Below are 25,418 nucleotides of genomic sequence, written 5' to 3'. Positions count from 1 at the left end.
ATATAGCCAGCCTCGATTAGGGCCAATACAAACGTTTGTTTGAATTTTCTGTAGGCCTGCTAGAATCGGGCTACAACACGAATGGCTCGCAGCCAGGGCGTATTGACCGAGCCAGGGCGGACGGTCAAGATACGGGCGGTTTTGCGCTCGCCGCCTGAGCTATGGTGTTTGCTTGCCTGCATCACCCGCATGCTCGCTTCTGGCGACATTCCTATTCACCGGAGAGTAACGAGGAATCCATGAAGGTTCTTGTAGCTGTCAAACGAGTGGTCGATTACAACGTCAAGGTTCGCGTCAAACCGGACAATAGCGGCGTCGATCTTGCCAACGTCAAGATGTCGATGAACCCTTTCTGCGAAATCGCCGTTGAAGAGGCCGTGCGCCTGAAAGAGAAGGGCGTCGCCAGCGAAATCGTGGTCGTCTCCATCGGCCCGACCCAAGCGCAGGAACAACTGCGTACCGCTCTGGCACTGGGCGCCGATCGCGCCATTCTGGTCGAGTCGGCCGAAGAGCTGAACTCCCTGGCGGTCGCCAAACTGCTCAAGGCAGTGGTCGACAAGGAGCAGCCGCAGCTTGTCATCCTCGGCAAGCAGGCAATCGACAGCGACAACAACCAGACCGGCCAGATGCTGGCTGCGCTGACCGGCTACGCCCAGGGCACCTTCGCCTCCAAGGTGGAAGTCAGCGGCGACAAGGTCAACGTCACCCGTGAGATCGACGGCGGTCTGCAAACCGTCGCGCTGAATCTGCCGGCCATCGTCACTACCGACCTGCGCCTGAACGAGCCGCGCTACGCTTCGCTGCCGAACATCATGAAGGCCAAGAAGAAGCCGCTGGAAACCCTGACCCCTGACGCGCTGGGCGTTTCCACTGCCTCCACCGTCAAGACCATCAAGGTCGAAGCGCCAGCTGCACGCGGTGCGGGTATCAAGGTCAAGTCGGTCGCCGAACTGGTCGAGAAACTGAAAACCGAAGCGAAGGTGATCTAAATGACTATCCTGGTTATCGCTGAACACACCAATTCCGCGCTGGCACCAGCGACTCTGAACACCGTCGCTGCTGCTCAAGCAATCGGTGGCGACATCCACGTACTGGTCGCCGGCCAAGGCGTTGGCGCTGCCGCCGAAGCGGCTGCCAAGATCGCTGGCGTCGCCAAGGTACTGGTTGCCGACAACGCTGCATTCGCTCATCAGCTGCCGGAAAACGTCGCGCCGCTGGTGGTCGAGCTGGGTAATGCCTACAGCCACATTCTGGCTGCCGCTACCAGCAATGGTAAGAACATTCTGCCGCGCGTCGCTGCGCAGCTGGATGTCGATCAGATCTCCGAGATCGTCTCCGTGGAAAGCCCGGACACCTTCAAGCGTCCGATCTATGCCGGTAACGCCATCGCTACCGTGCAATCCTCCGCTGCCGTGAAAGTGATCACCGTGCGCGCCACCGGTTTCGACGCCGTGGCGGCCGAGGGTGGTTCCGCTGCCATCGAAAACGTTTCGGCGGGCGGCGATTCCGGCAAGTCAGCGTTCGTCGGTGAAGAACTGGCGAAGTCCGACCGTCCAGAACTGACTGCTGCCAAGATCGTGGTCTCCGGTGGTCGCGGCATGCAGAACGGCGACAACTTCAAGCACCTGTACACCCTGGCCGACAAGCTCGGTGCAGCGGTCGGCGCTTCCCGTGCTGCGGTCGACGCCGGTTTCGTGCCGAACGACATGCAGGTCGGCCAGACCGGCAAGATCGTCGCCCCGCAGCTGTACATCGCGGTCGGCATCAGCGGTGCCATCCAGCATCTGGCTGGCATGAAGGACTCCAAGGTGATCGTCGCGATCAACAAGGACGAGGAAGCACCAATCTTCCAGGTTGCCGACTATGGCCTGGTAGCCGACCTGTTCGAAGCCGTACCGGAGCTGGAAAAGCTGGTTTGATCCCGCTTTTGCAGTAACGAAAAACCCGCTCAGTGAGCGGGTTTTTTATTGGTTGCGATCATCTTGGGGTTGAGGGGGCGTCACGCGGCAGGTGCTCTGCTCTGGATGGTCTGTTCTGGCTCATGCTGCTTCAATGCGTCGACGAAGCGGAGGTATTGTGCTGCTGTTTCCTCCGGCCGCTCAAGCATCGGCGCGTGGCCGCAGTTTTTCATTATCACCACGCTTGCGTTGGTGAGCAGCGGCTTCATCACCTCGATGCTGGATACGTCCAGGATGCGATCCTGGTCACCCCAGAGCAGCAGCGTTGGGGCGCTGATCCGTGGCAACTCGGGTTCCAGGGGCAGGTAGCGTTGCCGCAGATGCTCGAAAATCTGCCGCTGATGCGCGCTGTCGTCGACGGCACGTTGCGCCAGGTACTGGTGGATACGCTCTGGCAGTTGTGGCGGTGCGATGAATAGCCAGTCGAGGAGCTGATCGAACTGCGGCGTGCTTTCTATCAGAAGAGGATTGTCGCCGTGTTCTTCCAGACGCTGAAAGAAGGCGCTGCGCTGCGGCGCATTGATGCCGGCATTGGCCATCAGGGCAAGGCTAGTGACTTGCTGCGGGTAACGGGCCGCGTATAACGCCGCGATATGCCCGCCCATGGAGTGGCCGACCAGATGCAGTCGCCTTATCGACAGTGCATCGATGAACGCAGCCAGGCGTTCGCTTTGGGTGCCGACATCGTAGCTGCCATGTGGCCTGCTACTGGCGCCGAAACCGGGTAGATCGACGATGATGACGTGATAGCGCTCGGTAAGCTCCCGAGCGAACCATAGCCAGGTACTTTTGTCGGCACCGAAGCCGTGTACCAGCAGCACGGTTTCGGCGCTCTGTGGGCCGCCCTCGTAGTAGCTGATGTCCAAGTCGTTTACGCTGGTGCGGCGCTCATGCAGCCCGGCGCGCCATTGCTCGACGTGCTGGTAACTCGCCAGCTGTGCGGCCGGTGACAGGTAAAGGATTACCGCTGCAGCGCTGGCCAGCAGGGCGAATACCATCAGAATGATTTTCTTCATGCTGCGTCTATCACTGATTATCGGAGGCGTAATGAGCTAGCATGTCATGAATCTTCCGCCGGTGGATGGCTGGCCGGTATTTGAATCGAGAGAGTGCCAATGCTTGAGCGAGGTTTAGTCAGGTCAGGGTTGTGGTTGCTCGCCGGATTGATGCTGTCGAGTGGCGTGCAGGCCGCCGGCAAGTGCGAGCGGCTGATCGCTACCGGTAATCCTGAATACCCGCCCTATCTGTGGCGTGACCCCCAGAACCCAGGACAACTGATTGGGGCTACCGTCGATCTGCTCAAGGCGGTTTCCGAAGAGCTTGGCGTTGGTATCGAGGTCGTCTACGCCGGGCCATGGTCGCGGGCACAGGAAGACGTGCGTAGTGGGCGTATCGATATGCTGGCCGGTGCCTTCTTGACCGTGCCACGCCTGGAAAGTATGGACTTCGTTCACCCGGCGTTTTTGTCTACACCAAGCGTGGTCTGGGTACGAAAGGGCAGCGACTTTCCGTACGCCAGTTGGGCTGATCTGCAGGGCCGCACGGGCGATACTCTGGTCAATAACAGCTTCGGGCAGACGTTCGATGCCTATGCCAAGAACAATCTCACCCTCGAAGGTGTCTCTAGCCTGACCCAGGCCTTCCAGAAGCTGCTGCTTGGCCGTACCGATTATGTGCTTTATGAGCGCTATCCGGGGCAGGCGCTAGCCTCGTCTTTGGGTTTGCAGGATGACCTGCAGGTGCTCGAGCCGCCGGTTTCCAGTGAAGGGCTGCATTTGGCGCTGTCGCATAACTCCGCCTGTAACGATGCCTGGTTGCGCGGACAGTTGGCCAAGAAAATGACAGAATTTACCGCCGCTGGCATGCCGCAAACCCTTCTGCAACGCAACTTGCAGCGCTGGAAGGAACAACAGCCGCAAGCGTCCGCCAGTGTTCCGAATCAGTAGGACGAATTTGTGATCTATCGATATACCGGCGCCGCTCTGGCGCTGCTGTTACTTCAGGGCTGTGCCAGCGATCCAGCTCCCAGTGAGCAGATGCGTCTGACCGAGCAGGTGGTCGAGCAGGCTCGTACCGTTGCAGCCGGCGAGACTGTCGCCGAGTTGGCCCAAGCGGAAGACAAACTTGCCCAGGCGCGTACCGCCATGGACGATAAGGCGTATCGCGCCGCGCGTATTCAGGCTGAACAGGCCGAGCTCGATGCCCGTCTGGCGGAGGCTCGCGTGCTGACGCTACGCAGTCAGGCGCAACTTGTGGAGTTGAATCGCCATAACGAACGGCTGCGCAATCAACTCGGAGCGATGCCATGAGCCGGTTGCGCGCATGCACCGTGGTGCTGCTCGGTATTTCCCTGGCGGGTTGTGCCGGGCTCAATGACGAACATAGCGCTACGTTGGAGGCTGCCCGAGCCAGCTTTCAGGCAGTCAAGGAGGATCCTCAAGTGCTGCGTAGCGCCCCTAAGGACGTCATCCGTGCGGGCGAGTCTTTGGGGCGTGCCGAACGGTTGTCCGGCTATTGGGGCAGCGCCGACGATGTGGCTCACTACGCTTACCTGAGCCAGCGTTACAGCGAGATCGCTCGTGAACATGCTCAACTCGCCATGGATCAGGAGCGCGCGGCCAGGTTGGAACTTGAGCGCCAGCGCCTGCAATTGGCATTGCGCGAAGCCAAGCTGACCAGCGTACAAGAACAGAACGCCTGGCTTGAGGAGCAGATCGTTAGTCTGGCAACCGCGCAGACGGATCGCGGCTTGGTGATGACGCTTGGTGACGTGCTGTTTGATGCCGGTGATGTACGTCTCAAAACCAACGCCAACCGTACCGTATTGAAGTTGGTGCAGTTTCTGCAATTGAACCCGCGGCGCATCGTGCGTATCGAGGGCTACAGCGACAGCAGCGGCAAGCGCGAGGAAAATCTGCTCTTGTCCAAAACCCGCGCGCAGACCGTCGCCGATGCGCTGATCGATCTGGGTGTGGATGCCAAACGTATTGAGGTACAAGGCTTTGGCGAGAGCTTCCCGGTCGCGGAAAACGCCTCATCCAAGGGCCGTGCGCAGAACCGCCGGGTCGAGATCGTGTTCTCCGATGAGCAGGGGCGTTTAGGCAGCACTCGCTAAGTCTGCCGGCCAGGAACCCCGTCACTGTACTTCAGGGCGGGGTTTTTTATGGCCTGCCATCTCTGGCGTTCACTCTTTGGGCTGTCACAAGCGGCTGTATCGTCGAGATATTTCAGGGCTGTACCGGTACAGAAACATTCACTTGGAGTACTGTTATGGTTCAGTACCGGGATGAGACAGCCATGACCAATCTGTTGCTCTATCAGCGTATCGCTCAGCAGCTGGCGGACGATATCCGTCGTGGCGTCTATCAGCCCGGCGAGCGGGTGCCTTCGGTGCGCAAAATGAGTGCTCAGCTCAGCGTCAGCCACGCCACGGTGTTGCAGGCTTATGCCAACCTGGAAGACCTTGGCCTGATCCGTGCGCGGCCGCAGTCCGGCTTCTATGTCCATCAGACGCCAGCGCTGACCGCCGATACCCCTGATATCGCTCGGGTCGAGCGACCCGGCCTGGTGACGCGTAGCAGTATCATCAATCAGGTGCTAGGCGAAGCGCGCCGCGAGGGTGTGTTTCCGCTCGGTGCTGCGGTTCCTCACGTCGACTACCTTCCAGTTCGATCGCTGCATCAGCAACTTGCCAAGGTCACCCGCTTTCAGAGTCCACGCGCCTTCAGCTACATGTTCAGCCCAGGTTTCGAGCCACTGCGCCGGCAGGTGGCGATCCGTATGCGCGATGCAGGCGTATTGGTCGATCCTTCGGAAGTGGTGATTACCCACGGTTGCGTTGATGCGCTGCAGATGTCGCTGCGTGTGCTGACGCGCCCCGGCGACCTGATCGCCACCGAATCGCCGACCTATTATGGCCTGCTGCAACTGGCCGATTTGCTCGGTCTCAAGGTCATCGAAATCCCCAGTGATCCAACCACCGGGATCAGCGTCGAGGCTCTGCAACTGGCTGCCAGCCAGTGGCCGATCAAGGCGCTGGTGCTGACCGCGCGCTTGAGTAACCCACTGGGCGGCACCATTCCCGAGGCCCGGCAGAAACAGCTGCTGCGCCTGGCCAGCGACTTCGATATCCAGATTGTCGAAGACGATATCTACGGTGAGCTGATGTTCGAGCAGGGGCGTACCAAGGCGCTCAAGGCCGGGGATCTGGAAGGGCGTGTGGTGTACTGCTCGAGCTTTTCCAAGACCTTGTCACCGGGCGTACGGATTGGCTGGATTATCGCTGGCAAGTATCACGACGAAGTCCAACGGCTGCAGATGTTCACCACCCACTCGGCGTGCAGCGTCACCCAGATGGCCGTGGCAGCGTATCTGGAGAATGGTGGCTATGACCGCCACCTGCGGCATATCCGTCAGGAATACCGCAAGAACCTCAGCGCCTTTCAGTTGGCTGTGCAGCAGTATTTTCCCGAAGGCACGCAGATCACTCGGCCCAATGGCGGTTTTATCCTCTGGGTCAGCCTGCCCGCGCGGGTCAACACCAAGGATCTGCATGTCAGTGCTTTGCAGCAGGGCATCAGCATCGCGCCGGGGTTGATCTTCAGTAACACCGAGCAGTTCAATCACTGTGTGCGCCTCAACTGCGGTATCCCGTGGAATCGCGAAGCGGAGCGCGCGCTGATGACCCTGGGCATGCTGGCCAGTCAGCTCTGTCAGGAGGCGGCGACCAGCGGGTTCTAGAGGCCTACCTTATGCATAACCGGTGAGGCCTGTTCAGGCGCCGCTACTTGCTCGCGTAGAAGGCAGCAGAATCGTCAGGATTCCCAGTAACGGCAGGAACGAGCACAGGAAAAATACGTATTCGATACCGTGGATATCCGCCAGATAGCCCAGGAATGCGCCGCCGATACCCCCGAACCCGAACATCATGCCGAAGAACAGGCCCGCAATCATGCCGACGTTACCGGGCATCAGCTCCTGGGCGAAGACCACGATGGCCGAAAAGGCCGAGGCGAGAATGAAGCCGATGATCATGCTCAGTACGCCGGTCCAGAACAGGTCGACGTGGGGCAGCACCAAGGTGAAGGGAGCTACGCCGAGAATTGAAAACCAGATCACTTTTTTACGCCCGACCTTATCGCCAATCGGTCCGCCGAAGAAAGTGCCCGCAGCGACCGAGCCGAGAAACAGGAACAGATACAACTGAGAGCTGGCGATGGAGACGCCGAATTTCTCGATCAGGTAGAAGGTGAAGAAACTGGTGAAGCCGGACATGTAGAAGTACTTGGAAAATACCAGCAGCGCCAACACCACCAAGGCTGCAGTTACCCGCCGCTTCGACAGCCCATGAGTTGCCTGGCCACCTTGCTTGAGTCTAAATAGGTTGAGGTGATTGCGGTACCAGCGGCTCAGGCCATAGAGCACCAGTATCGCGAATACGGCGAACAGGCCGAACCAGGCCACGTGGCCCTGGCCGTATGGAATGACGATGGCGGCTGCCAGTAATGGGCCGAAGGCGCTGCCGGTGTTGCCACCCACCTGAAAGGTCGACTGCGCCAGGCCAAAGCGGCCGCCTGAGGCTAGCCTGGCGATCCGCGAGGCCTCCGGATGGAAAGTCGAAGAGCCAATACCAACCAGGGCTGCGGCCAATAAAATTGCCGGAAAGCTGTCAACGAAAGCCAGCAGCAGAATACCAACCAGGGTACACAGCGAACCGGCAGGCAGCAGCCAGGGTTTGGGGTGGCGATCAGTGTGATAGCCAACCCAGGGCTGCAACAGCGAAGCGGTGAGCTGGAATACCAGAGTAATCAGGCCGACCTGGGTGAAGGTCAGCCCATAATTGGCCTTGAGTATGGGGTAGATCGACGGCAGTACTGCCTGAATCAGATCATTGATCAGGTGCGCGAGGGCGCAGGCGCCGATCACGCGCATGACCAGAGGGCTGGCCTGTTCAGCGACTGAACTGGGTGCAGTTGCAGGGGAAGTGGAGCTGATCGACATACGAGACGCTTCCAGACAAAGCAGCGTGCTCGGCAGGCAGTCTGCCCGACGGAAATTCGCTGCTGGATTTCAGGGTTCGGCGCTATCCTAGGCGCGATGAAAATGTCTGTCTCGCGGGAATGGGGATATAACTGTCTCAAAAAGGGCGAAATGATCAAGTTACTGAATGAGCTCGTTAGTGAGATCGATGCCGTGGATTGGCGGGTCAGGTGCAGCGCTACCGATTACCCGAGCGATTGGCATATCGCGCCTCATTGCCATAACAAGCATCAGCTGATTTACGCCATTCAGGGGGTCATGGTCGTGCGCTCGGCATTGGGCCAATGGATTGTGCCGCCGAGTCGAGGCCTCTGGATGCCAAGTGGAGAAACTCACGAGGTTCGCTGCGTAGGGCCTGTAAAGATGCGCAGCGTTTTCGTACGACCTGATGAACTGACGGATTTGCCAACCGAAACCAGGGCCGTGAGCATTTCTCCCCTTCTGAGTGAACTGATCAAGGCTTCTGTCTACATAGCGGAGCCGTACCTGCAGAACTCGCGCGAGGCGAGAGTGATGAGCCTGATTCTGGATGAGCTGGCAGTCTTGCCGACGCTGCCGCTACATCTGCCGCAGCCAACTGATCCACGCATCACGGTTATCTGTTCGACCCTGCAGGCGGATCCCGGAGACGCTTCCACGCTATCCGAATGGAGTGCTCGGCTGAACCTGGATGAAAAAACCATTCAGCGGCTATTTCAAAAAGGCACGATGATGACCTTTGGTCAGTGGCGTCAGCAGGCTCGCCTGCTTCTCGCTCTGGAGCGAATTGCCGGGGGCGAGAAGATCATCAATATCGCTGGCGAGCTTGGCTACGAAAGCCCAAGCGCGTTCACCAGCATGTTCAAGAAGCAATTCGGTACGCCCCCCAGCAACTTTTTTCGATAAGCCACTTTTTTAGCGGCGCCCCATCTTAGGGTTTGTTGAGGTTTCACGCACGGCCGCGCCGGAGCCCGTTTTGTCGCGAGGCAAGGCACGAGGTGCGAAATTTGGCTGGCCAAATGAGCCACCGAGAAACGCAGCATCTCGGCAAAACGAGCCCGGCCCTGCGGGTTGCGCGGGAAATCTCGCCATGCGTCGTTGGAGGACTTGGCAAGGGAACAACAATTCCCTGCGTCCTCCGCCTAGCCTGGCGAGATTTCTCGCAGCAACGCGGCTCGCGCTGAAACGTCAACAGACCCTAGATTGCGTGCGCAAGTATCTGCGTTCGGCGATCTTTCATACGAGCCCCGGTTAACCCGAAACGCGGGGTGCCTGCGTCTACTGGATCAGAGCGACTCTTTTTATCTAGGAGATGCACCATGAAAATGATTCCCCAACCTCTGTTGTGTGGCCTTGCTGGCAGCGTTGTGCTGTCTTTGGCTGCCTGCACTGCCAGTCATGACGATGCTGCCGAGGCGTCGCGCAGCGAGCCACCGGTTGCCACTGAAGCTGCATCGATCCAGAAACAGGTTCGTCCCGCACCGATGATGACGCGCATGGCCGCGCCAATCGCCGCTGATCATGCCTATGCGGCAGTCACCGAAGCCAGTCGCGAGCAGTACCAGCGCCTGACCGCCAATCCCGTGCAGTCGGTTGCCGAGGCACCGGTGTCGACCTTCAGCATCGACGTGGATACCGGCAGCTACGCCAATGTACGGCGGTTTCTGAACGAGGGGCGGTTACCACCGGCCGAAGCGGTGCGCCTCGAGGAGCTGGTCAATTACTTTCCCTATGCCTATCCGGTGCCCAGCGGCAACGCGCCGTTCGGGGTCGGCAGCGAGCTGGCGGTGACGCCCTGGAACCCGCAGAGCCGCCTGCTGCGGATCGGCATCAAGGCGTCCGACCTGCAGGTCGCCGAGTTGCCGGCCGCCAACCTGGTGTTCCTGGTCGACGTATCCGGTTCGATGGATCGCCCAGATGGCCTGCCGCTGGTGCAGAGCACCCTGAAGCTGCTGGTCGACCAGTTGCGTGCTCAGGATCGCGTGTCGTTGGTGGTCTATGCCGGTGACTCCAGTGTGGTGCTGGAGCCGACGTCGGGCTCGCGCAAAGCGGATATCCGCGCGGCTATCGAGCAGTTGCGGGCTGGCGGTTCGACGGCGGGGGAGTCGGGCATCCAGCTCGCCTACCAGCAGGCGCAGAAGGGCTTCATCAAAGGCGGCATCAATCGCATCCTGCTGGCCACCGATGGTGATTTCAATGTCGGCATCAGCGACTTCGAGAGCCTCAAGGCGCTCGCTGCCGACAAGCGCAAGAGCGGTATCTCGCTGACCACGCTGGGTTTCGGTACGGGCAATTACAACGAGCTGCTGATGGAGCAACTGGCCGACGCCGGGGATGGCAATTACGCCTACATCGACAACCTGCGCGAGGCGCGCAAGGTGCTGATCGAGCAGCTTAGTTCGACCCTAGCCACGGTCGCCCGGGATGTGAAGATTCAGGTCGAGTTCAATCCCGCTCAGGTCAGCGAGTACCGTCTGCTCGGTTACGAGAATCGAGCCCTGAAGCGTGAAGACTTCAGTAATGACAAGGTCGATGCTGGCGACATCGGTGCCGGGCACAGCGTGACCGCGCTGTACGAGATCGTGCCGGTCGGCAACCAGGGTTGGCTGGAGCCGCTGCGCTATCGTCAGGCGGCGCAAACGACCTCAGGCGACAGCGAGCTGGCCTGGCTACGCATCCGTTACAAGACGCCCGAGCAGAACCACAGCCGTCTACTGGAGACAGCCATCGAGGCGCCTGCGTCCTACACGCCGATCAGCAAGGCCAGTGAGGATCTGCGTTTTGCGGCCTCCGTGGCAGCCTTCGCCCAGCAACTGAGCGGTGGCCGCTACACCACAAGCTTCGACTGGGCCGCTACGGCGGCGCTGGCGCGGGGCAGTCGTGGCGACGATCCGTTCGGTCTGCGCAATGAGTTCGTGCAACTGGTGGAACTGGCGCAAAGCCTGCAAACTGGCGATTCCCGCGCTACCGGAGTCGACTGAGTGTGACCGCCAATCCCCCAACTGCCGTCGAGCCCGGCGATGCCGAGCTGTTGCGTCGCTACCGGGCCGGCGATGCCGCTGCCTTTACGCAACTCTACGAGCGGCATCGCCTTGGCCTGTTTCGATTTCTGCTCGGTTTGTGTGGCGACCATGCGGTCGCCGAAGAGGTATTCCAGGACACCTGGATGAGCCTGATCCGCAGTGAGTCCCTGCAGCGCGAGGCGGCGGTGCTGTTCAAGACCTGGCTCTACCAGATCGCCCGCAACCGCCTGATTGACCACTGGCGCAAGCATGGCAAGCGTCAGCAGCATGAGGACGTGTTCGACGAGCAGTTGCATGACCAGGCCAGTGGCGATCCTGATCCTGAGCAGCAACTCAGTCTTAGCCAGGATCAGGCGCGGATCCAGGCTGCACTCGATGACCTGCCTGCGGAGCAGCGCGAAGTTTTTCTGTTGCGCGCCCATGCCGATCTGGAGCTGCACGAGATTGCCGAGCTGACCCACACGCCGGCAGAAACGGTAAAAAGTCGCCTGCGCTATGCGATGCAGAAATTGCGTCGCCTGCTCAGCGTGACCGAAGAGGTATCACCATGAACGATCATCCGCGCGATCTCGAGCGCGACGAGGCTCTGCTGCGGCACGTGCGCCAGTGCGATCGTGAGCAGCCATCGTCCGCGCTGGATACCCGCATTCTGGCTGCCGCCGCCGAGGCCTCGAGGCCACAAGAGCCGCAGGCGCAGAGTGCCTGGCAGCGTTTGCTGGGCTGGTTGGCTGGCGCATCCGGGCGCGGGCGCTGGTCGGCAGCCTTTGGCTGTCTGGCGGTGCTCGGGTTGGGGCTTGGCCTGAGCCTGAAAACCCTCGAGCAGGTACCGCCAACCTATGACGCGCCGCCAGCAGCGATGCAGCGCCAGGCTCCTGCACCGATGGCATTGCAGGCGCCGCCAAGCCCTGCGGCGAGTTCGGTAATGGCCGAAGCGGTCGAGGCGCCAAAGATCGTTGCACGCATGGCGGCCAAGACCGCGCCATTGCCGGGCAATGTGTTGAACGCGCTGCGTGAGATCGCCGATCTGCGGGCGCGCGGCGAGGGGGAAGAGGCCGAGCAGCGGGTCGAGCGCTTAAGGGAGCAACATCCCGATCTGGACGTCGAGGCCGAGCTGATGCGTTTGCCGCAACCATAACGCACCACTATGGATCGACAGGCGGTGCTGCCATTCGTGCAGCCCGGCTGGCGTTATTTTTCAGGCGTTTTAGAATGAGTTTTTAACGCAACTGCGTGAACTGCCCCGATGACCTCGACGCGTTACCTATTGCCAATACTCTTTGCCGTGCTGCTGAGCGCTTGTGGCTCCGATGAGCAGGGCGGGGAGACGCCGCGCAAGAACAGTGAGCCGGCGGTTACCACCAGCCAGCCAGCCGAGCCAGCCAAGCAGCCTGCCGAGGCCGCGACCAAAGAGGTTGCACCTCCGCCTGCCGCAGAGGCGGTAGAGAAAGCTGAGCCTGCTGCGGCCGCCAAAAAGACCGCAGAACGGGCCAAGCCCGAGAAAAAAACACAGAAAGTCGTGCAGGCTCCACCCAAGACCAAGCTGGATTTGAGTCTGCCAAAAGAACTGGCCGCCCAGCTCGACGCCGAAAACCGGGCTGCCGAGGATGGGCTACCGCCAATCCTGCCGGCGTTCTTTGATGAGAAGAAACCTTCGCTCAACCCCTTCCAGCTCAGCGGCAAGCTGCTGACCGGGGAGGCCGGCACCGAGTTTTCCAATTCGGTCGAAGGTGCAGAGCTGCATTTCGAGTTTCGCCGTTAACCAGGACTGCACGTACTGAGTCGCCCCCTCGTCTCGGTTTCAGGCCATAACAATCAGCCGAGACGTATCGGGTAGCTCAGCAGCGTGAAATGCAGCAGGTTGACCAGCCCATGCAGGGTGATGGCGACGCTCAGCCGGCCGGTCAGATGAAATGCCAGGCCGTAGCCGACCCCGGCGATGGTCGCCACTACCGCGAACCATGGGCTGAACGGAATATGTGCGGCGCCGAACAGCAGGGACGCGCAGAGAATTCCCTGCCAGGTGCCGAGCCATTCGACCAGGCACCGCTGCAGCAGACCACGAAACAGCAACTCCTCCGCCAGCACGGCCACCCCCACATTGACGATCAGCCAGGGCCAGAGCATGTCGGGCCACTTCGGCTGCCAGGCCACGACTCCCAGCAGCAGTGCCAGAGTGGGCACTGTGAGCAGTGTCGCCACATATACCTGCATGGCCAGCATCGGTTTGTCGCCTTGTTGTGAGGGCAAGCCAAGCCACCAGGCGAGCAGGGTGCAACCCACCAGCAGTTTGTCCCACGACAGCCGCAGCAGATAGGGCGGCGCGTCGCTGCTGACCCGCTCGGGCTCCCTAATAATCCAGGGTTCGAAGCCGGGCAGCAGGTGCGCTGCCAGTAGTAGGCTGGCGATCAGCACCAATGCATACCAGATCCGCGCGGGCAGACGGTCAGCAACAAGCACCAGGGCGATGAACAGGCAGGCGACGAGCAATCCCACTGGCTCGATGAAGCCCAGGATCACACCCGTCGCGAGGGTGGAAACCGGCAATAGCAGTCGGAGAGATAAGGGCATTGCGCCTCCTGATCGGAGGCGCAGTTTACAGGGCAGTGACCTAGGTTGCTCGAGGACGATCAGCGATCCTGAGCGTCTTTGGCATCCTGCTCGACGTTGCGCTCATGGATGCGTTTCAGCTGATCTTCACTGAGCGGCAGTTTCTTCGCCGTGTCACGTAGCATAAGCAGGCCACCGACAATGGAGCCGATTGCCACAATCAGAATCAACCAGGCATACCAGGGCATATACGACTCCTTCTATGGATAGGTGAGCCTTGATAAGGTCGGTGTTGATCGGCTCTTTACAGAAGACCGTTGGTCGGTTGGCTTCGTTCAGGTTAAAGCAGGGAAGGGCATGTGAGCTTGGCAGGCTGATGACGGTGAATCATTGCAGTCTGATCCACCGTCGCTTATCCCGTCCTAACGGCGCACCTGCTTCAGGGTTTCGGCAATCATGAACGCCAGTTCCAGGGACTGATCGGCATTCATCCGCGGGTCGCAGTGAGTGTGGTAGCGGTCGGACAGGCCTGCTTCGGTGATCGGCTTGGCGCCGCCGATGCACTCGGTAACGTCCTGGCCGGTCATTTCGATGTGTATGCCGCCAGCGTAAGTCCCCTCGGCATGATGTACGGCAAAGAACTGCCGAACTTCGGCGAGGATCTGCGCGAAATCACGGGTTTTGTAGCCACTCGAGGCCTTGATGGTGTTGCCGTGCATCGGGTCGCTGCTCCACAGCACCTGACGGCCTTCGCGCTGCACGGTGCGGATCAGTCGTGGCAGGCCGGCTTCGACCTTGTCGGCGCCCATACGCACGATCAGATTGAGGCGACCCGGATCGTTGTCCGGATTGAGGATGTCGATCAGGCGAATCAAGTCCTCGTCGGTCATGCTCGGGCCAACCTTCACGCCGATGGGATTGCCCACGCCACGCAGGAACTCGACGTGGGCGCCGTCCACCTGGCGAGTACGATCGCCGATCCACAGCATGTGTGCTGAGCAGTCGTAGAAGTCGCCGGTGAGGCTGTCTCGCCTCACGAAGGCTTCTTCGTAGTTGAGCAGCAGTGCTTCGTGGGCGGTGAAAAAGCTGGTTTCGCGGACCTGGGCTGCGCTGTCCATTCCGCAGGCGCGCATGAATGCCAGCGTTTCGTCGATGCGGTCGGCCAACTGGTGATACTTCTGCGCCAATGCCGAGTTGGCGATGAAATCGAGGTTCCAGCGATGCACTTGGTGCAGGTCGGCAAAGCCACCCTGGGCGAAGGCGCGCAACAGGTTCAGCGAGGCGGTGGACTGGTGGTAGGCCTGCAACAGACGCTGGGGATCGGGCGCCCGGCTGGCCGGGTCGAAGCCGATTCCGTTGACGATATCGCCGCGGTAGGCGGGCAGGGTGACGCCGTCGATGGTTTCATCATTGGCCGAGCGCGGCTTGGCGAACTGGCCGGCCATGCGCCCGACTTTCACCACCGGGCAGCCGGCAGCAAAGGTCATGACGATTGCCATCTGCAGCAATACCTTGAAGGTGTCGCGGATCTTCGCCGCGCTGAACTCGGCGAAGCTTTCCGCGCAGTCGCCGCCCTGCAGCAGAAATGCCCGGCCCTGGGTAACCTCGGCAAACTGCTTGCGCAGCTCCCGTGCCTCTCCGGCGAACACCAGTGGCGGAAAACTGGCCAAACTCTGTTCGACCTGACTCAGCTTGGCGGCATCTGGATAGAGGGGTTGTTGCTGGATCGATTTGCTTCTCCAACTGTCGGGGCTCCAAGGCTGACTCATGGTGGCATCTCTTATTTGACGGTAAGCCATGGTAACCGATCCCTGTGGGCCTCAATGCATGCACGTTCGCGCTATTGCCGGGCATTTAGCGCGTGACCTGAACGCTGTGCATCATCGACAATCGGTCTCAGCCCGGCCTGAGCCGGGGAACGCGATGGTGGAGAATCTGCGCATGCCTGGCTTGCCCCCGGTGGAGGACATGAAGGAAGAGGTGGTACTGGCTGAGGTGCACGATGACTTTGGCGTGATCCGTGTTGTGGAGATTGGCGAATACCGTTTTCTCGAGTTCGGTGAGTCGATCGAGCAGAGCTGCGTATTCACCGCCGACCCGAGTTGGCTGGAGTATGACTACACCCGTGCCATGTTTGCTGGCGCGCTGTGCCATGAAGCCCCGGAGACAGCGCTGTTCCTCGGTCTTGGCGCGGGCAACCTGACTCAGGCCTGCCTGAAGTTCCTGCCGCTCGAGGATGTCGAGACCATCGAGCTACGCCCTGATGTGCCGCGCCTGGCCATGGAATATCTGGGGCTGGAAGACGATCCGCGGCTGACCATACGCATTGGCGATGCCATGGAGCTGTTGCCGAGTGCGGAAACTGCGGATCTGATCTTCGTTGACCTCTATACCGATACCGGCCCCGGTGTTGGCCACCTGGCTTGGCGCTTTCTCGATGAATGCCGAGCCAAGCTCAATCCGGGTGGTTGGCTGATCATCAACCAATGGGCAGGTGAGGATGGCAAGCCCTTGGGCGCGGCGCTGCTGCGCGGGCTTTACCACCGTCATTACTGGGAGTGCCCGGTGGTGGAGGGCAACGTGGTGGTGCTAGTGCCTGCCGAACTCGATCAGCGCTTTGATCGCGAGGCTGTAAGCCGCCGCGCTGAAGCCTTGGCGGGGCGGCTCGGTTATTCGCTGCTGCCGTTGATCAATGCCGTGCGCATGGCCAGTTGAGGCCGGAATTAACCAGCATCTGCAATGTCCTTTTAGGGGCTGATCAGCTTTCGCTGCAACGTGAGGTGCACTGAAAGCTGATCAGCCCCTAGAACCATGTTGACGGAGCGATGCCATGAGCGAGCAAGATCTTCGCGTGATATATCGCGCTTATATCGATTGCCTCAATCTTCAGGATTGGGCAAATCTGGGAAATTTCGTTCATGACGATGCGATTCACAATGGCCGGCGTTTGGGCTTGTCCGGTTACCGCGAAATGCTTGAGCGGGACTTTCGCGAGATTCCCGACCTGCGCTTCAATATTCGCTTGCTGACCTGCGAAGAGTCAGTCGTCGCCAGCCGCCTGGATTTTCACTGCTCGCCGAAAGGCCGGTTTCTCGATCTGCCGGTGAATGGCCGCAAAGTCGCCTTCAGCGAAAACGTCTTTTATGCGTTCAGCGCTGGCAAGATCGCCGAGGTCTGGTCGGTCGTCGACAAGGCGGCGATCGAGGCTCAGTTGGCAGGCCGGGTCTGACCGGCCGATCAGTCCGGCAGCAAGGCTGCGGCACAATGTCGCGGAAGGGCTGGCGTCTAGCTGAAGAGCGGCTTTATTGTTGTAAAAACAACACATGCGTGTGGAAATTCCGGTATAGTACGCGCCGGCCAATTCATGGCCACGTTCAAGTCGTGCAACTCGCCGGGAAGCTATTTCCGGCAGCCAGTCCGCCAAGCGGGCTATCTTGACGATTCACTTTCCACCACGTTTTCGCAAATCCCCGCCGACCAGGCTGCCAGGGTGACCCACAAGGTCCTACATGGCATGTGCAGCTTTGGAACATGGGTCTTTGCGGATGCACTAGAGGCAGACCCATGACCCAGGAAATCGGCGGCTTCGCCGCACTCGGACTTCACCCTAATATTCTCGCTGCTGTACTCGCTGTCGGTTACGAAGAGCCGTCGCCCATCCAGTCTCAGGCCATTCCGGTCATCCTTTCCGGTCAGGACATGATCGGTCAGGCACAGACCGGTACCGGTAAAACTGCAGCCTTTGCTTTGCCGTTACTGTCGAAAATAGACCCGAGCAAGCGTGAGCCACAAGCGCTGATCCTCGCGCCAACCCGTGAGCTGGCCCTGCAGGTTGCCACCGCGTTTGAGACCTACTCCAAGCAGATGCCTGGCCTGAACGTAGTGGCTGTCTACGGCGGCGCGCCAATGGGCCCGCAGCTCAAAGCCATCCGCCAGGGCGCTCAGGTTATCGTGGCCACGCCGGGTCGCTTGGTCGACCATCTGCGTCGCGACGAAAAAGTACTGTCGACCATTCAGTACCTAGTGCTCGACGAAGCGGACGAAATGCTCAAGTTGGGCTTTATGGATGACCTCGAAGTGATCTTCGAAGCCATGCCGAAAAGCCGCCAGAGCGTACTGTTTTCTGCAACTCTGCCGCATTCGATTCGCGCCATTGCCGAGAAGCATCTGCGCGATCCGCAGCACATCAAGATCGCCACCAAGACTCAGACCGTCTCGCGTATCGAGCAGACGCATCTGATGATCCATGCTGATCAGAAGACCAACGCCGTATTGCGTCTGCTGGAAGTCGAGGAGTTCGATGCACTGATCGCCTTCGTGCGCACCAAGCAAGCGACCCTGGATCTGGCCGCTGCGCTGGAAGCCAAGGGCTACAAGGCTGCTGCGCTGAACGGTGACATCGCCCAGAACCAGCGCGAGCGCGTGATCGAGTCCCTCAAGGATGGTCGTCTGGACATCGTTGTTGCCACCGACGTCGCTGCCCGTGGTATCGACGTGCCGCGCATCACTCACGTATTCAACGTCGACATGCCGTACGACCCTGAGTCTTACGTGCACCGTATCGGTCGTACCGGCCGTGCCGGTCGCGATGGCCGTGCGCTGCTGCTGGTGACGCCGCGTGAGCGCCGCATGCTGCAAGTGATTGAACGCGTGACCGGCCAGAAGGTTGGCGAGGCCAAGCTGCCGAACGCCCAGCAAGTTCTGGACGCGCGTATCAAGAAGTTGACCAATAGCCTGTCGCCGCTGGTCGCTGATGCCGAAGCCAGCCACGGTGAGCTGCTTGATCGCCTGACCGCTGATATCGGTTGCAGCCTGCGTGCCCTGGCCGCCGCGCTGTTGAAAAAAGCCACCAATGGTCAGCCATTGGACTTGGCCAGTGTTGAGCGCGAGCAGCCGCTCGTGCCGGGCGCTGGTGGTGCTCCGCGTGAGCGCCGTGAGCGTGATGGTGAGCGCGGCAGCAGTGAGCGTAGTACTGCTGAGCGTGGTGAATACCGCGAACGTCGTGCGCCAATGCCGCTGGGCGAAGGCCGTGCTCGTTGCCGTACCGCGCTGGGTGCGCGTGATGGCATCGCTGCCAAAAACCTGCTGGGTGCAATCCTCAATGAGGGTGGTCTGGCTCGTGAGGCCATCGGCCGCATCCAGATCCGCGAGAGCTTCAGCCTGGTGGAACTGCCAGAAGAAGGTCTTGAGAACCTGCTGGGCAAGCTCAAGGACACTCGCGTTGCCGGTAAGCCGTTGAAGCTGCGCCGTTATCGCGAAGACTGATCAGCGATGCTGTAACACTCGGGGGAGCCATTGGCTCCCCCGAGTCGTTTTCGGTGACTGAAAAATCGTCCACTCAGGCGCTCGAAGCGGCGACAGCTCTAGGACGATCCCTTCTGCGGCTCTACAATCGGCCGTCCTTGTTTGTGCGATGTGTTGAATGTCTACCTGTCTTGTCCATTCCCTGCCTTATCAGGCCGATCCTGCCGCTTATTTCGAGCGGGTGCGCCAGGCACCGGGTGCGGTGCTGCTGGATTCCGGGCGGCCGACGGCCACGCGTGGGCGCTACGACCTGCTCAGCGCTTGGCCCCAGGCGACCCTTAGCCCGCAGGAAGGCGAGTCAGGCGCCAACTTTTTCGCGCGTTTGCGCGAGGGCTTGGCTGCGCTGGGCGAGGCCGAGCTGCCGGTCGGCTTTGAGCTGCCGTTCGCAGGTGGCCTGCTGGGTTACCTCGGCTACGATTTCGGTCGTCGCATCGAAGTGCTGCCCGAGCAGGCCAGGGACGACCTGGGTCTGGGCGATGCCGTATTCGGTCTGTACGCATGGGCACTGATCAGCGACCACCAAGCGCAGACCAGCCAACTGGTATTTCATCCCTCGCTCTCCAGCAGCGAGCAGGCGCGTTTGCTCTCTCTGTTCCAGGGAGCGCCCTCGGTAGTAGCGGAAGATGCGCCATTCGCCTTGCTTGGGCCCTTCCAGGCCGATATCGAAGCGGATGCCTACGCCAGCGCCATCGCCCGCATTCATGCTTACATCGCTTCCGGTGATTGCTACCAGGTCAATTTCGCCCAGCGCTTTCGAGCCGCTTATCAGGGCGAGCCCTGGCAAGCCTACTGCGCGCTGCGTGAGGCCTGCCCGACGCCGTTTTCCGGCTACCTGACGCTGGCAGATGGTGGTGCGGTGCTGAGCCTCTCGCCAGAGCGGTTCATTCAGGTCAGCAAGGGGCAGGTGGAAACCCGGCCGATCAAAGGGACTCAGCCCCGTGGACGCAACGAGCAGGAAGATGCCGACAACGCCCGTGCATTGCTCGGTAGTCCCAAGGATCGCGCCGAGAACCTGATGATCGTTGATCTGCTGCGCAACGATTTAGGCCGCAGTTGCACGATTGGTTCGATACGCGTACCCGAACTGTTTGCGTTGGAGAGTTACCCGAACGTGCATCATCTGGTCAGCGCAGTGACCGGCGAACTGGCCGCTGATAAAGACGCGCTGGATCTGCTGCTGGGGGCCTTTCCCGGCGGTTCCATAACGGGAGCGCCGAAGATCAGGGCAATGCAGATCATCGATGAGCTGGAGCCAGCGCGGCGTGGTCTGTATTGCGGTTCGCTGCTGTACCTGGATGTGCGCGGTGAGATGGACAGTTCTATCGCCATCCGTAGCTTGTTGGCCAAGGACGGCACGATCAGTTGCTGGGGGGGCGGTGGCATCGTCGCCGACTCGGTCTGGCAGACCGAGTATCAGGAGTCGATCACCAAGGTGCAGATTTTGCTCAGTACCCTGCAGCGCTTTTGCCTTTAGCAGCGGTTAAATGACTGCCTCAGTTGCCATCGCCGACGCTTTCAACTACCTGCTAGGCGAAGCTGTAGATATCCATGCCCAGCGCCCCGAGGGTGAAGCCCTGGTGTTCGATCCGGCAGGTGCCGCCGGCACCGCGGGCGAAGAACAGCGGTAGCAGATGCTCCTCGCTGGGGTGGTTGCGGCGAGCGTGGGGCGCCTGCTGGCGGTAGTCGAGCAGCGCCTCTAGATCGTCACTCTGCAGCTTGTCTACCACCCAGTCGCGAAACTCCGCGGCCCAGGACGTCGCCTTTTCCGGGGCGGCACGCCAGTCCAGCTCGCCGAGGTTATGGGTGATGCTACCGGAGCCGAGCAGCAGGACATTCTGCTCGCGCAGCCCGGCCAGAGCCTTGCCAACCTGGAGCTGCAGGGCTGCGCCTTGGTGGCTGGGCAGCGACACCTGCACCACTGGGATGTCCGCTTGCGGATACATCAGCGACAGCGGAACCCAGCAGCCATGATCGAACGGCCGGCGCTCATCGGCACGGGCGGGAAGGCCGGCTGTTTTCAGGCGCTGCACAATGTCTTCTGCCAGTTGCGGGTTGCCGGGCGCGGGGTATTGCACCTGATAGAGCTCCGGAGGAAAGCCGCCGAAGTCGTGCCAGGTCTGTGGCTGGGCCGCGCTCATCACCAGCAGTTCGGTGCTCTCCCAGTGTGCCGATACCAGCACGATGGCGCGTGGTTTCGGCAGATCCGCGGCAAGACGGGTGAGGGCCACGCCGCTGGCGCCGGGCTGCAGGGCGAGCATGGGTGAACCATGGGAAATGAACAGACTGGGTAGCATGATGACCTCCTGAAGGTAGAGAGATGATCTATCAGCTAGACTGGCTGAACAACGGCTATTTGATGGCTGTTATTATCTGATTTATCGATTGTTTGATGGGGGCATCATGCAGGAAACGTTCTGGCAAACGCGCTGGCAGAATAATCAGATCGGTTTTCATGCCACTGAGGTCAACCTGTTCCTGCAGCGATACTGGCCAAGCTTTGCGGCAGCGGATAGCGCTCGGGTGCTGGTGCCTTTGTGCGGCAAAAGCCTGGATATGGTCTGGTTGGCCGAGCGCGGTCATCGAGTGATCGGTGTGGAACTGACACAAACCGCCGTCGAGGCATTTTTTAAAGAGCAGAGACTGGAAGCATCGGTCAGCCAGGAAGGTGCATTTAAAGTTTACCGGCACGGACGGATCGAGTTGTACTGTGGTGATTTCTTCGCGCTCGGTAGCGAGCAGCTCGCAGATTGTGCGCTGTTCTACGACCGCGCAGCCCTGATTGCCCTGCCGCCTGCGATGCGCGAGCGTTATGTCCGGCACCTGCAGTGCGTAATGCCTGCGGGCAGTAAGGGCTTGCTGGTAACCCTGGATTACGATCAGGCCCTCATGGATGGGCCACCCTTTTCCGTCTGCGATGCTGAGGTGCGAGGCGGATTCGGCAGTGTCTGGGATAGCGAGCTGCTGGAAAGCCAGGACGCGATGGAAGAGCGATTCCGGGCCCGTGGCCTCACTCGCATGGATGAGCGTGCTTATCGGTTGCGGCTGCTCTGAACGGTTGATCGAAAATCCCCTGCAGGGATGACAGATACGAAAAAGGCGACCTCGCGGTCGCCTTTTTCGTTCATGTCGCTATCAGCCTAGGCGGCGCAGAGCTTCGATGCGATCTTCCAGCTTCGGGTGGGTCATCAGCAGGCCGGCCAAGCCGTTTTTGAGACCACCGTTGATGCCGAAAGCGGTCAGGCTGTCAGGCATCTGCACTGGCACGCCCTGTTCGGCACGCAGGCGCTGCAGTGCAGCGATCATGGCGCCAGTGCCAGCCAGTCGAGCGCCGGCTTCGTCTGCCTTGTACTCGCGTTTGCGCGAGAACCACATGACGATGATGCTGGCCAGGATGCCCAGTACCAGCTCGGCGAAGATGGTCGCCACGAAGTAACCGATACCGTGACCGCCTTCGTTCTTGAGGATCGCCTTGTCGACGAAGTTGCCGAAGATACGGGCGAAGAACATCACGAAGGTGTTCACCACGCCCTGGATCAACGCCAGGGTAACCATGTCGCCATTGGCCACGTGGCCGATTTCGTGGGCTAGTACGGCTTTCACTTCATCGGGCGAGAAGCGCTCGAGCAGGCCCTGGCTGACGGCGACCAATGCGTCGTTCTTGTTCCAGCCGGTAGCGAAGGCGTTGGACTCGTAGGCCGGGAAGATACCCACTTCCGGCATCTTGATGCCGGCCTCGCGGGACAGCTCTTCGACGGTCTGCAGCAGCCACTGTTCGTGGCGGGTGCGTGGTTGAGTAATGATCTCGGTGCCGGTGCTCATCTTCGCCATCCATTTGGACAGGAAGAGCGAGATCAGCGAGCCGGCAAAACCAAAGACGGCGCAGAAGATCAGCAGGCTGCCGTGATTCTGGCCGGTAAAGCGATCAACCCCCAGCAGTTTGAGGGTAATGCTGGCGATGACCAGTACTGCCAAGTTGGTTGCCAGGAACAACATAATGCGCATCATGGTGTGAAACGACTCCTCACGGGAAATACAGGCTCAATATGGCGGCTATATAAGGGCTCGCCCTGTGGCTATTCAACCGAGTGACTATTTCAAACTGTGTCGCATGGCCACGGCGTGAGCACTCTGCTGCGCAACGCTGGCAGTGCTTAGATTGGGATTTTCTGGTTTATTTCAATCCCCACCGAGAAAAACCGCGTTTATCGCAGATAACTGAGTGGTGTGGGGATTACAGGCGATGTTCCGCAGAGCGTTGTTCGAACAGGTGTCGGGTCAGTCGCGCAATCCGTTCACCATGTTGCTGAGCCAACGCTTCGCGCAGTTGAAAGGCCAATGTGGCCTGCACTCGACTCACCGCTGGTGGTGGCGTCTCGCCATCCGGTAGGGCGCGCGCGATACCGCGCGACAAACGCAGAAAGCCTTTTTCGCTCAGTACGGCCTGATCCAGGGCGTCATAGCCAATGGTGGACTCGTAGCGCAGATAGCCTTCATCGGCTAGCCATAGCAGTGTGCCCAGGCAAGCTTGATGGCGTTTGCTCGGCAGGCCGAACTCGTCAGGCTCTTCGCGGCCGATCAAGTCTTCCACATACAGCGCAGCCTTGCGCGGGAACACCTGATACAGCATCAGCAGGCTACTGGCTGCGTCCTTGTAAAAGTCGTCGATCTGCAGATCCATGGGCTCAGTCTTGTGTAAGGCTGGTGGCATCACGGATGCCTGAGCAGGCGTCCGTGAGTCGCTAGCGTGGTTACTGGCGGTAGGTCTTGAGAAACGTGCCAATACGTCCGATGGCAAGTTCGAGGTCATCGACGCGGGGCAGGGTGACCACTCGGAAGTGATCCGGCCACGGCCAGTTGAAGGCAGTGCCCTGAACTACCAGCAGCTTCTCGGAGAGCAGCAGGTCGAGGACGAATTTTTCGTCGTTATGGATCGGGCAGACCTTGGGATCGATCTTCGGAAAGGCGTACAGCGCGCCCATGGGTTTGACGCAGCTGACACCCGGAATTTCGTTGAGCAGTTCCCAGGTGCGGTTACGTTGTTCCAGCAGGCGGCCGTTGGGCAGTACCAGGTCGTTGATGCTCTGGTAACCGCCGAGGGCGGTCTGGATTGCATGCTGGCTGGGTACGTTGGCACACAGGCGCATGTTGGCGAGAATATCCAGGCCTTCGATATAACTGCTCGCGCGGTGCTTGGGGCCGGAGATGGCCACCCAGCCGGAACGGAAGCCGGCCACTCGGTAGGACTTCGACAGACCGTTGAAGGTCAGGCAGAGCACGTCCGGGGCCAGGGATGCGGTGCAGATATGCACGGCGTCGTCGTAGAGAATCTTGTCGTAGATTTCGTCGGAGAACAGTACCAGATTGTGCTGGCGTGCCAGTTCTACGATCTCCAGCAGCACTTCCCGGGAGTACACCGCGCCCGTGGGGTTGTTTGGGTTGATCAGTACCAGGGCCTTGGTATTCGGGGTGATCTTGGCGCGCATGTCAGCGATGTCGGGGAACCAACCGGCCTGTTCATCGCACAGGTAGTGCACCGGATTGCCGCCGGAGAGTGCCACGGCAGCCGTCCACAACGGGTAATCAGGGGCGGGAATCAGCACTTCGTCGCCGTTGTTGAGCAGGGCCTGCATGGCCATGACGATCAGCTCGGATACACCGTTGCCCAGGTAAACGTCTTCGATGCCGACGCCTTCCACCTGCTTTTGCTGGTAGTACTGCATCACCGCCTTGCGCGCACTGAACAGGCCTTTGGAGTCGCTGTAGCCTTGGGCCATGGGCAGGTTGCGGATGACGTCCTGGAGGATTTCCTCGGGGGCTTCGAAGCCGAACGGCGCCGGGTTACCGATGTTCAGCTTGAGGATGCGCTGGCCTTCCTCTTCCAGTCGCTTGGCGTGCTTGAGCACCGGGCCGCGAATGTCGTAGCAGACGTTGGCGAGCTTGTTGGATTTGCTGACCTGCATGGTGAAGAATCCCGAATCGAAGAGGTGCGGCCTTCAGCGGGCCGAGGCGGCGGCGAGCCGTGGCGGGTTGAGGTGTCGAATCATACGTGTCAGCCTGAGTCGGGCAAAGATACAGATAGGGCTTTTTTATCCTGAGGAGGACGGCCTGTGAGCAAACTCGAAAAACCACTGGAAACCTGGCGTGAGGAGTTGTCGGACACTCAGTTCAATATCTGCCGCCTGGGCGGTACGGAGCGTCCGTTCACCGGGGAATATCACGACAGCAAAGAGCCGGGTGTTTATGAATGCGTGTGCTGCGGCACGCCATTGTTCGACTCCGATGCCAAGTTCGATTCCGGCTGTGGATGGCCAAGCTATTTCCAACCGCTGAATGCCGATGTCATCACCGAGCTAGAAGACTTCAGCCATGGTATGCACCGTGTCGAAGTGCGCTGCAGCAACTGTGATGCTCACCTGGGTCACGTATTTCCTGATGGCCCACGGCCAACTGGACAGCGCTATTGCATCAATTCGGTGTCGCTCAAGCACGTGCCGCGCTAGGCGTCGAGCGCAGCTGTGCGAGTGATCATCATTCGGCCCGCTTATAGCGGGCCTTATTTTTGATCAAT

General features: G+C 60.2%; 26 protein-coding genes. 17 read left to right on the top strand and 9 right to left on the bottom strand.

What is annotated here, in order from left to right:
• Positions 1–239: 239 nt before the first annotated feature.
• Entirely contained in the window at positions 240–989 is a 750-nt protein-coding gene (locus tag ACZ3GY_RS11210) for an electron transfer flavoprotein subunit beta/FixA family protein (protein WP_225833181.1), read from the top strand.
• Positions 990–1,919 (top strand): electron transfer flavoprotein subunit alpha/FixB family protein, encoded by a 930-nt coding sequence (locus ACZ3GY_RS11205; protein WP_465910080.1) that lies wholly within the window; start codon positions 990–992, stop codon positions 1,917–1,919.
• A gap of 80 nt (positions 1,920–1,999) precedes the next feature.
• Here the strand turns inward: ACZ3GY_RS11205 and ACZ3GY_RS11200 are convergent, their stop codons facing one another.
• Entirely contained in the window at positions 2,000–2,974 is a 975-nt protein-coding gene (locus ACZ3GY_RS11200; RefSeq protein WP_463569976.1) for an alpha/beta fold hydrolase, read from the bottom strand.
• A 99-nt stretch (positions 2,975–3,073) separates the two neighbouring features.
• Between ACZ3GY_RS11200 and ACZ3GY_RS11195 the strand changes: the two genes are divergently transcribed.
• The 4 genes from ACZ3GY_RS11195 (at position 3,074) to ACZ3GY_RS11180 (ending at position 6,698) form a co-directional block, all read left to right on the top strand.
• A complete protein-coding gene (locus ACZ3GY_RS11195; protein ID WP_463565307.1) occupies positions 3,074–3,904 on the top strand; it encodes a substrate-binding periplasmic protein in 831 nt (276 codons plus the stop codon).
• Between the two features lie 90 nt (positions 3,905–3,994).
• Entirely contained in the window at positions 3,995–4,267 is a 273-nt protein-coding gene (locus tag ACZ3GY_RS11190; protein WP_465911013.1) for a DUF4398 domain-containing protein, read from the top strand.
• On the top strand, positions 4,264–5,073 hold the full coding sequence (locus ACZ3GY_RS11185; RefSeq protein ID WP_465910079.1) for an OmpA family protein: 810 nt from the start codon (positions 4,264–4,266) through the stop codon (positions 5,071–5,073). Before ACZ3GY_RS11190 ends, ACZ3GY_RS11185 begins: the two co-directional genes overlap by 4 nt.
• Before the next feature lie 182 nt (positions 5,074–5,255).
• Positions 5,256–6,698, top strand: coding sequence for an aminotransferase-like domain-containing protein (locus ACZ3GY_RS11180; RefSeq protein WP_463565305.1), 1,443 nt, complete (start codon positions 5,256–5,258; stop codon positions 6,696–6,698).
• A 33-nt stretch (positions 6,699–6,731) separates the two neighbouring features.
• Here ACZ3GY_RS11180 and ACZ3GY_RS11175 read toward each other — a convergent pair whose 3' ends face one another.
• Positions 6,732–7,958: an MFS transporter gene (locus ACZ3GY_RS11175; protein ID WP_465910077.1), complete on the bottom strand. Its 1,227-nt coding sequence runs from the start codon at positions 7,956–7,958 to the stop codon at positions 6,732–6,734.
• Positions 7,959–8,060: 102 nt separating this feature from the next.
• Between ACZ3GY_RS11175 and ACZ3GY_RS11170 the strand changes: the two genes are divergently transcribed.
• The 5 genes from ACZ3GY_RS11170 (at position 8,061) to ACZ3GY_RS11150 (ending at position 12,758) form a co-directional block, all read left to right on the top strand.
• On the top strand, positions 8,061–8,882 hold the full coding sequence (locus tag ACZ3GY_RS11170) for an AraC family transcriptional regulator (RefSeq protein ID WP_463565303.1): 822 nt from the start codon (positions 8,061–8,063) through the stop codon (positions 8,880–8,882).
• A gap of 413 nt (positions 8,883–9,295) precedes the next feature.
• Positions 9,296–10,957, top strand: coding sequence for a vWA domain-containing protein (locus tag ACZ3GY_RS11165; protein WP_465910076.1), 1,662 nt, complete (start codon positions 9,296–9,298; stop codon positions 10,955–10,957).
• A complete protein-coding gene (locus ACZ3GY_RS11160) occupies positions 10,954–11,550 on the top strand; it encodes an RNA polymerase sigma factor (protein ID WP_463566073.1) in 597 nt (198 codons plus the stop codon). Before ACZ3GY_RS11165 ends, ACZ3GY_RS11160 begins: the two co-directional genes overlap by 4 nt.
• On the top strand, positions 11,547–12,134 hold the full coding sequence (locus tag ACZ3GY_RS11155; RefSeq protein WP_465910075.1) for a hypothetical protein: 588 nt from the start codon (positions 11,547–11,549) through the stop codon (positions 12,132–12,134). The genes ACZ3GY_RS11160 and ACZ3GY_RS11155 overlap by 4 nt, the downstream gene beginning before the upstream one ends.
• Before the next feature lie 108 nt (positions 12,135–12,242).
• Positions 12,243–12,758 (top strand): hypothetical protein, encoded by a 516-nt coding sequence (locus ACZ3GY_RS11150; protein WP_465910074.1) that lies wholly within the window; start codon positions 12,243–12,245, stop codon positions 12,756–12,758.
• Between the two features lie 53 nt (positions 12,759–12,811).
• Here ACZ3GY_RS11150 and ACZ3GY_RS11145 read toward each other — a convergent pair whose 3' ends face one another.
• The 3 genes from ACZ3GY_RS11145 to ACZ3GY_RS11135 all read right to left on the bottom strand — a co-directional run bounded on the left by ACZ3GY_RS11145 (position 12,812) and on the right by ACZ3GY_RS11135 (position 15,315).
• Complete coding sequence (locus tag ACZ3GY_RS11145; RefSeq protein WP_465910073.1) at positions 12,812–13,567, bottom strand: CPBP family intramembrane glutamic endopeptidase; 756 nt, start codon at positions 13,565–13,567, stop codon at positions 12,812–12,814.
• A gap of 59 nt (positions 13,568–13,626) precedes the next feature.
• Positions 13,627–13,794, bottom strand: coding sequence for a DUF2897 family protein (locus ACZ3GY_RS11140; RefSeq protein WP_463565298.1), 168 nt, complete (start codon positions 13,792–13,794; stop codon positions 13,627–13,629).
• A 174-nt stretch (positions 13,795–13,968) separates the two neighbouring features.
• On the bottom strand, positions 13,969–15,315 hold the full coding sequence (locus ACZ3GY_RS11135; protein WP_465910072.1) for a class II 3-deoxy-7-phosphoheptulonate synthase: 1,347 nt from the start codon (positions 15,313–15,315) through the stop codon (positions 13,969–13,971).
• 172 nt (positions 15,316–15,487) lie between these two features.
• Here ACZ3GY_RS11135 and ACZ3GY_RS11130 point away from each other — a divergent pair, with 172 nt between their 5' ends.
• The 4 genes from ACZ3GY_RS11130 (at position 15,488) to pabB (ending at position 20,324) form a co-directional block, all read left to right on the top strand.
• Positions 15,488–16,261 carry a spermidine synthase gene (locus tag ACZ3GY_RS11130; RefSeq protein ID WP_465910071.1) on the top strand — a complete coding sequence of 258 codons (774 nt, stop codon included), beginning with the start codon at positions 15,488–15,490 and terminating at the stop codon, positions 16,259–16,261.
• A 115-nt stretch (positions 16,262–16,376) separates the two neighbouring features.
• Positions 16,377–16,775, top strand: coding sequence for an ester cyclase (locus ACZ3GY_RS11125; protein WP_465910070.1), 399 nt, complete (start codon positions 16,377–16,379; stop codon positions 16,773–16,775).
• A gap of 335 nt (positions 16,776–17,110) precedes the next feature.
• Entirely contained in the window at positions 17,111–18,811 is a 1,701-nt protein-coding gene (locus tag ACZ3GY_RS11120) for a DEAD/DEAH box helicase (RefSeq protein ID WP_465910068.1), read from the top strand.
• A gap of 157 nt (positions 18,812–18,968) precedes the next feature.
• Entirely contained in the window at positions 18,969–20,324 is a 1,356-nt protein-coding gene (gene pabB, locus ACZ3GY_RS11115; RefSeq protein WP_465910067.1) for an aminodeoxychorismate synthase component I, read from the top strand.
• 52 nt (positions 20,325–20,376) lie between these two features.
• On the opposite strand, the gene ACZ3GY_RS11110 is transcribed toward pabB, so the two are convergent.
• Positions 20,377–21,144: a DODA-type extradiol aromatic ring-opening family dioxygenase gene (locus tag ACZ3GY_RS11110; RefSeq protein ID WP_463565292.1), complete on the bottom strand. Its 768-nt coding sequence runs from the start codon at positions 21,142–21,144 to the stop codon at positions 20,377–20,379.
• 106 nt (positions 21,145–21,250) lie between these two features.
• Between ACZ3GY_RS11110 and ACZ3GY_RS11105 the strand changes: the two genes are divergently transcribed.
• Entirely contained in the window at positions 21,251–21,901 is a 651-nt protein-coding gene (locus ACZ3GY_RS11105; RefSeq protein WP_463565291.1) for a thiopurine S-methyltransferase, read from the top strand.
• A gap of 81 nt (positions 21,902–21,982) precedes the next feature.
• Here the strand turns inward: ACZ3GY_RS11105 and htpX are convergent, their stop codons facing one another.
• The 3 genes from htpX to ACZ3GY_RS11090 all read right to left on the bottom strand — a co-directional run bounded on the left by htpX (position 21,983) and on the right by ACZ3GY_RS11090 (position 24,810).
• A complete protein-coding gene (htpX, locus tag ACZ3GY_RS11100) occupies positions 21,983–22,855 on the bottom strand; it encodes a protease HtpX (protein ID WP_042556667.1) in 873 nt (290 codons plus the stop codon).
• Positions 22,856–23,081: 226 nt separating this feature from the next.
• Positions 23,082–23,528 carry a hypothetical protein gene (locus ACZ3GY_RS11095; RefSeq protein WP_225833130.1) on the bottom strand — a complete coding sequence of 149 codons (447 nt, stop codon included), beginning with the start codon at positions 23,526–23,528 and terminating at the stop codon, positions 23,082–23,084.
• Positions 23,529–23,598: 70 nt separating this feature from the next.
• On the bottom strand, positions 23,599–24,810 hold the full coding sequence (locus ACZ3GY_RS11090; RefSeq protein WP_465910065.1) for a pyridoxal phosphate-dependent aminotransferase: 1,212 nt from the start codon (positions 24,808–24,810) through the stop codon (positions 23,599–23,601).
• 147 nt (positions 24,811–24,957) lie between these two features.
• Between ACZ3GY_RS11090 and msrB the strand changes: the two genes are divergently transcribed.
• Entirely contained in the window at positions 24,958–25,350 is a 393-nt protein-coding gene (msrB, locus tag ACZ3GY_RS11085; protein ID WP_463565289.1) for a peptide-methionine (R)-S-oxide reductase MsrB, read from the top strand.
• Positions 25,351–25,418 lie beyond the last annotated feature (68 nt).

Source organism: Pseudomonas sp. PME37.24/006 (assembly GCF_055556635.1).
This window is presented reverse-complemented; position numbering and strand designations above follow the sequence as displayed.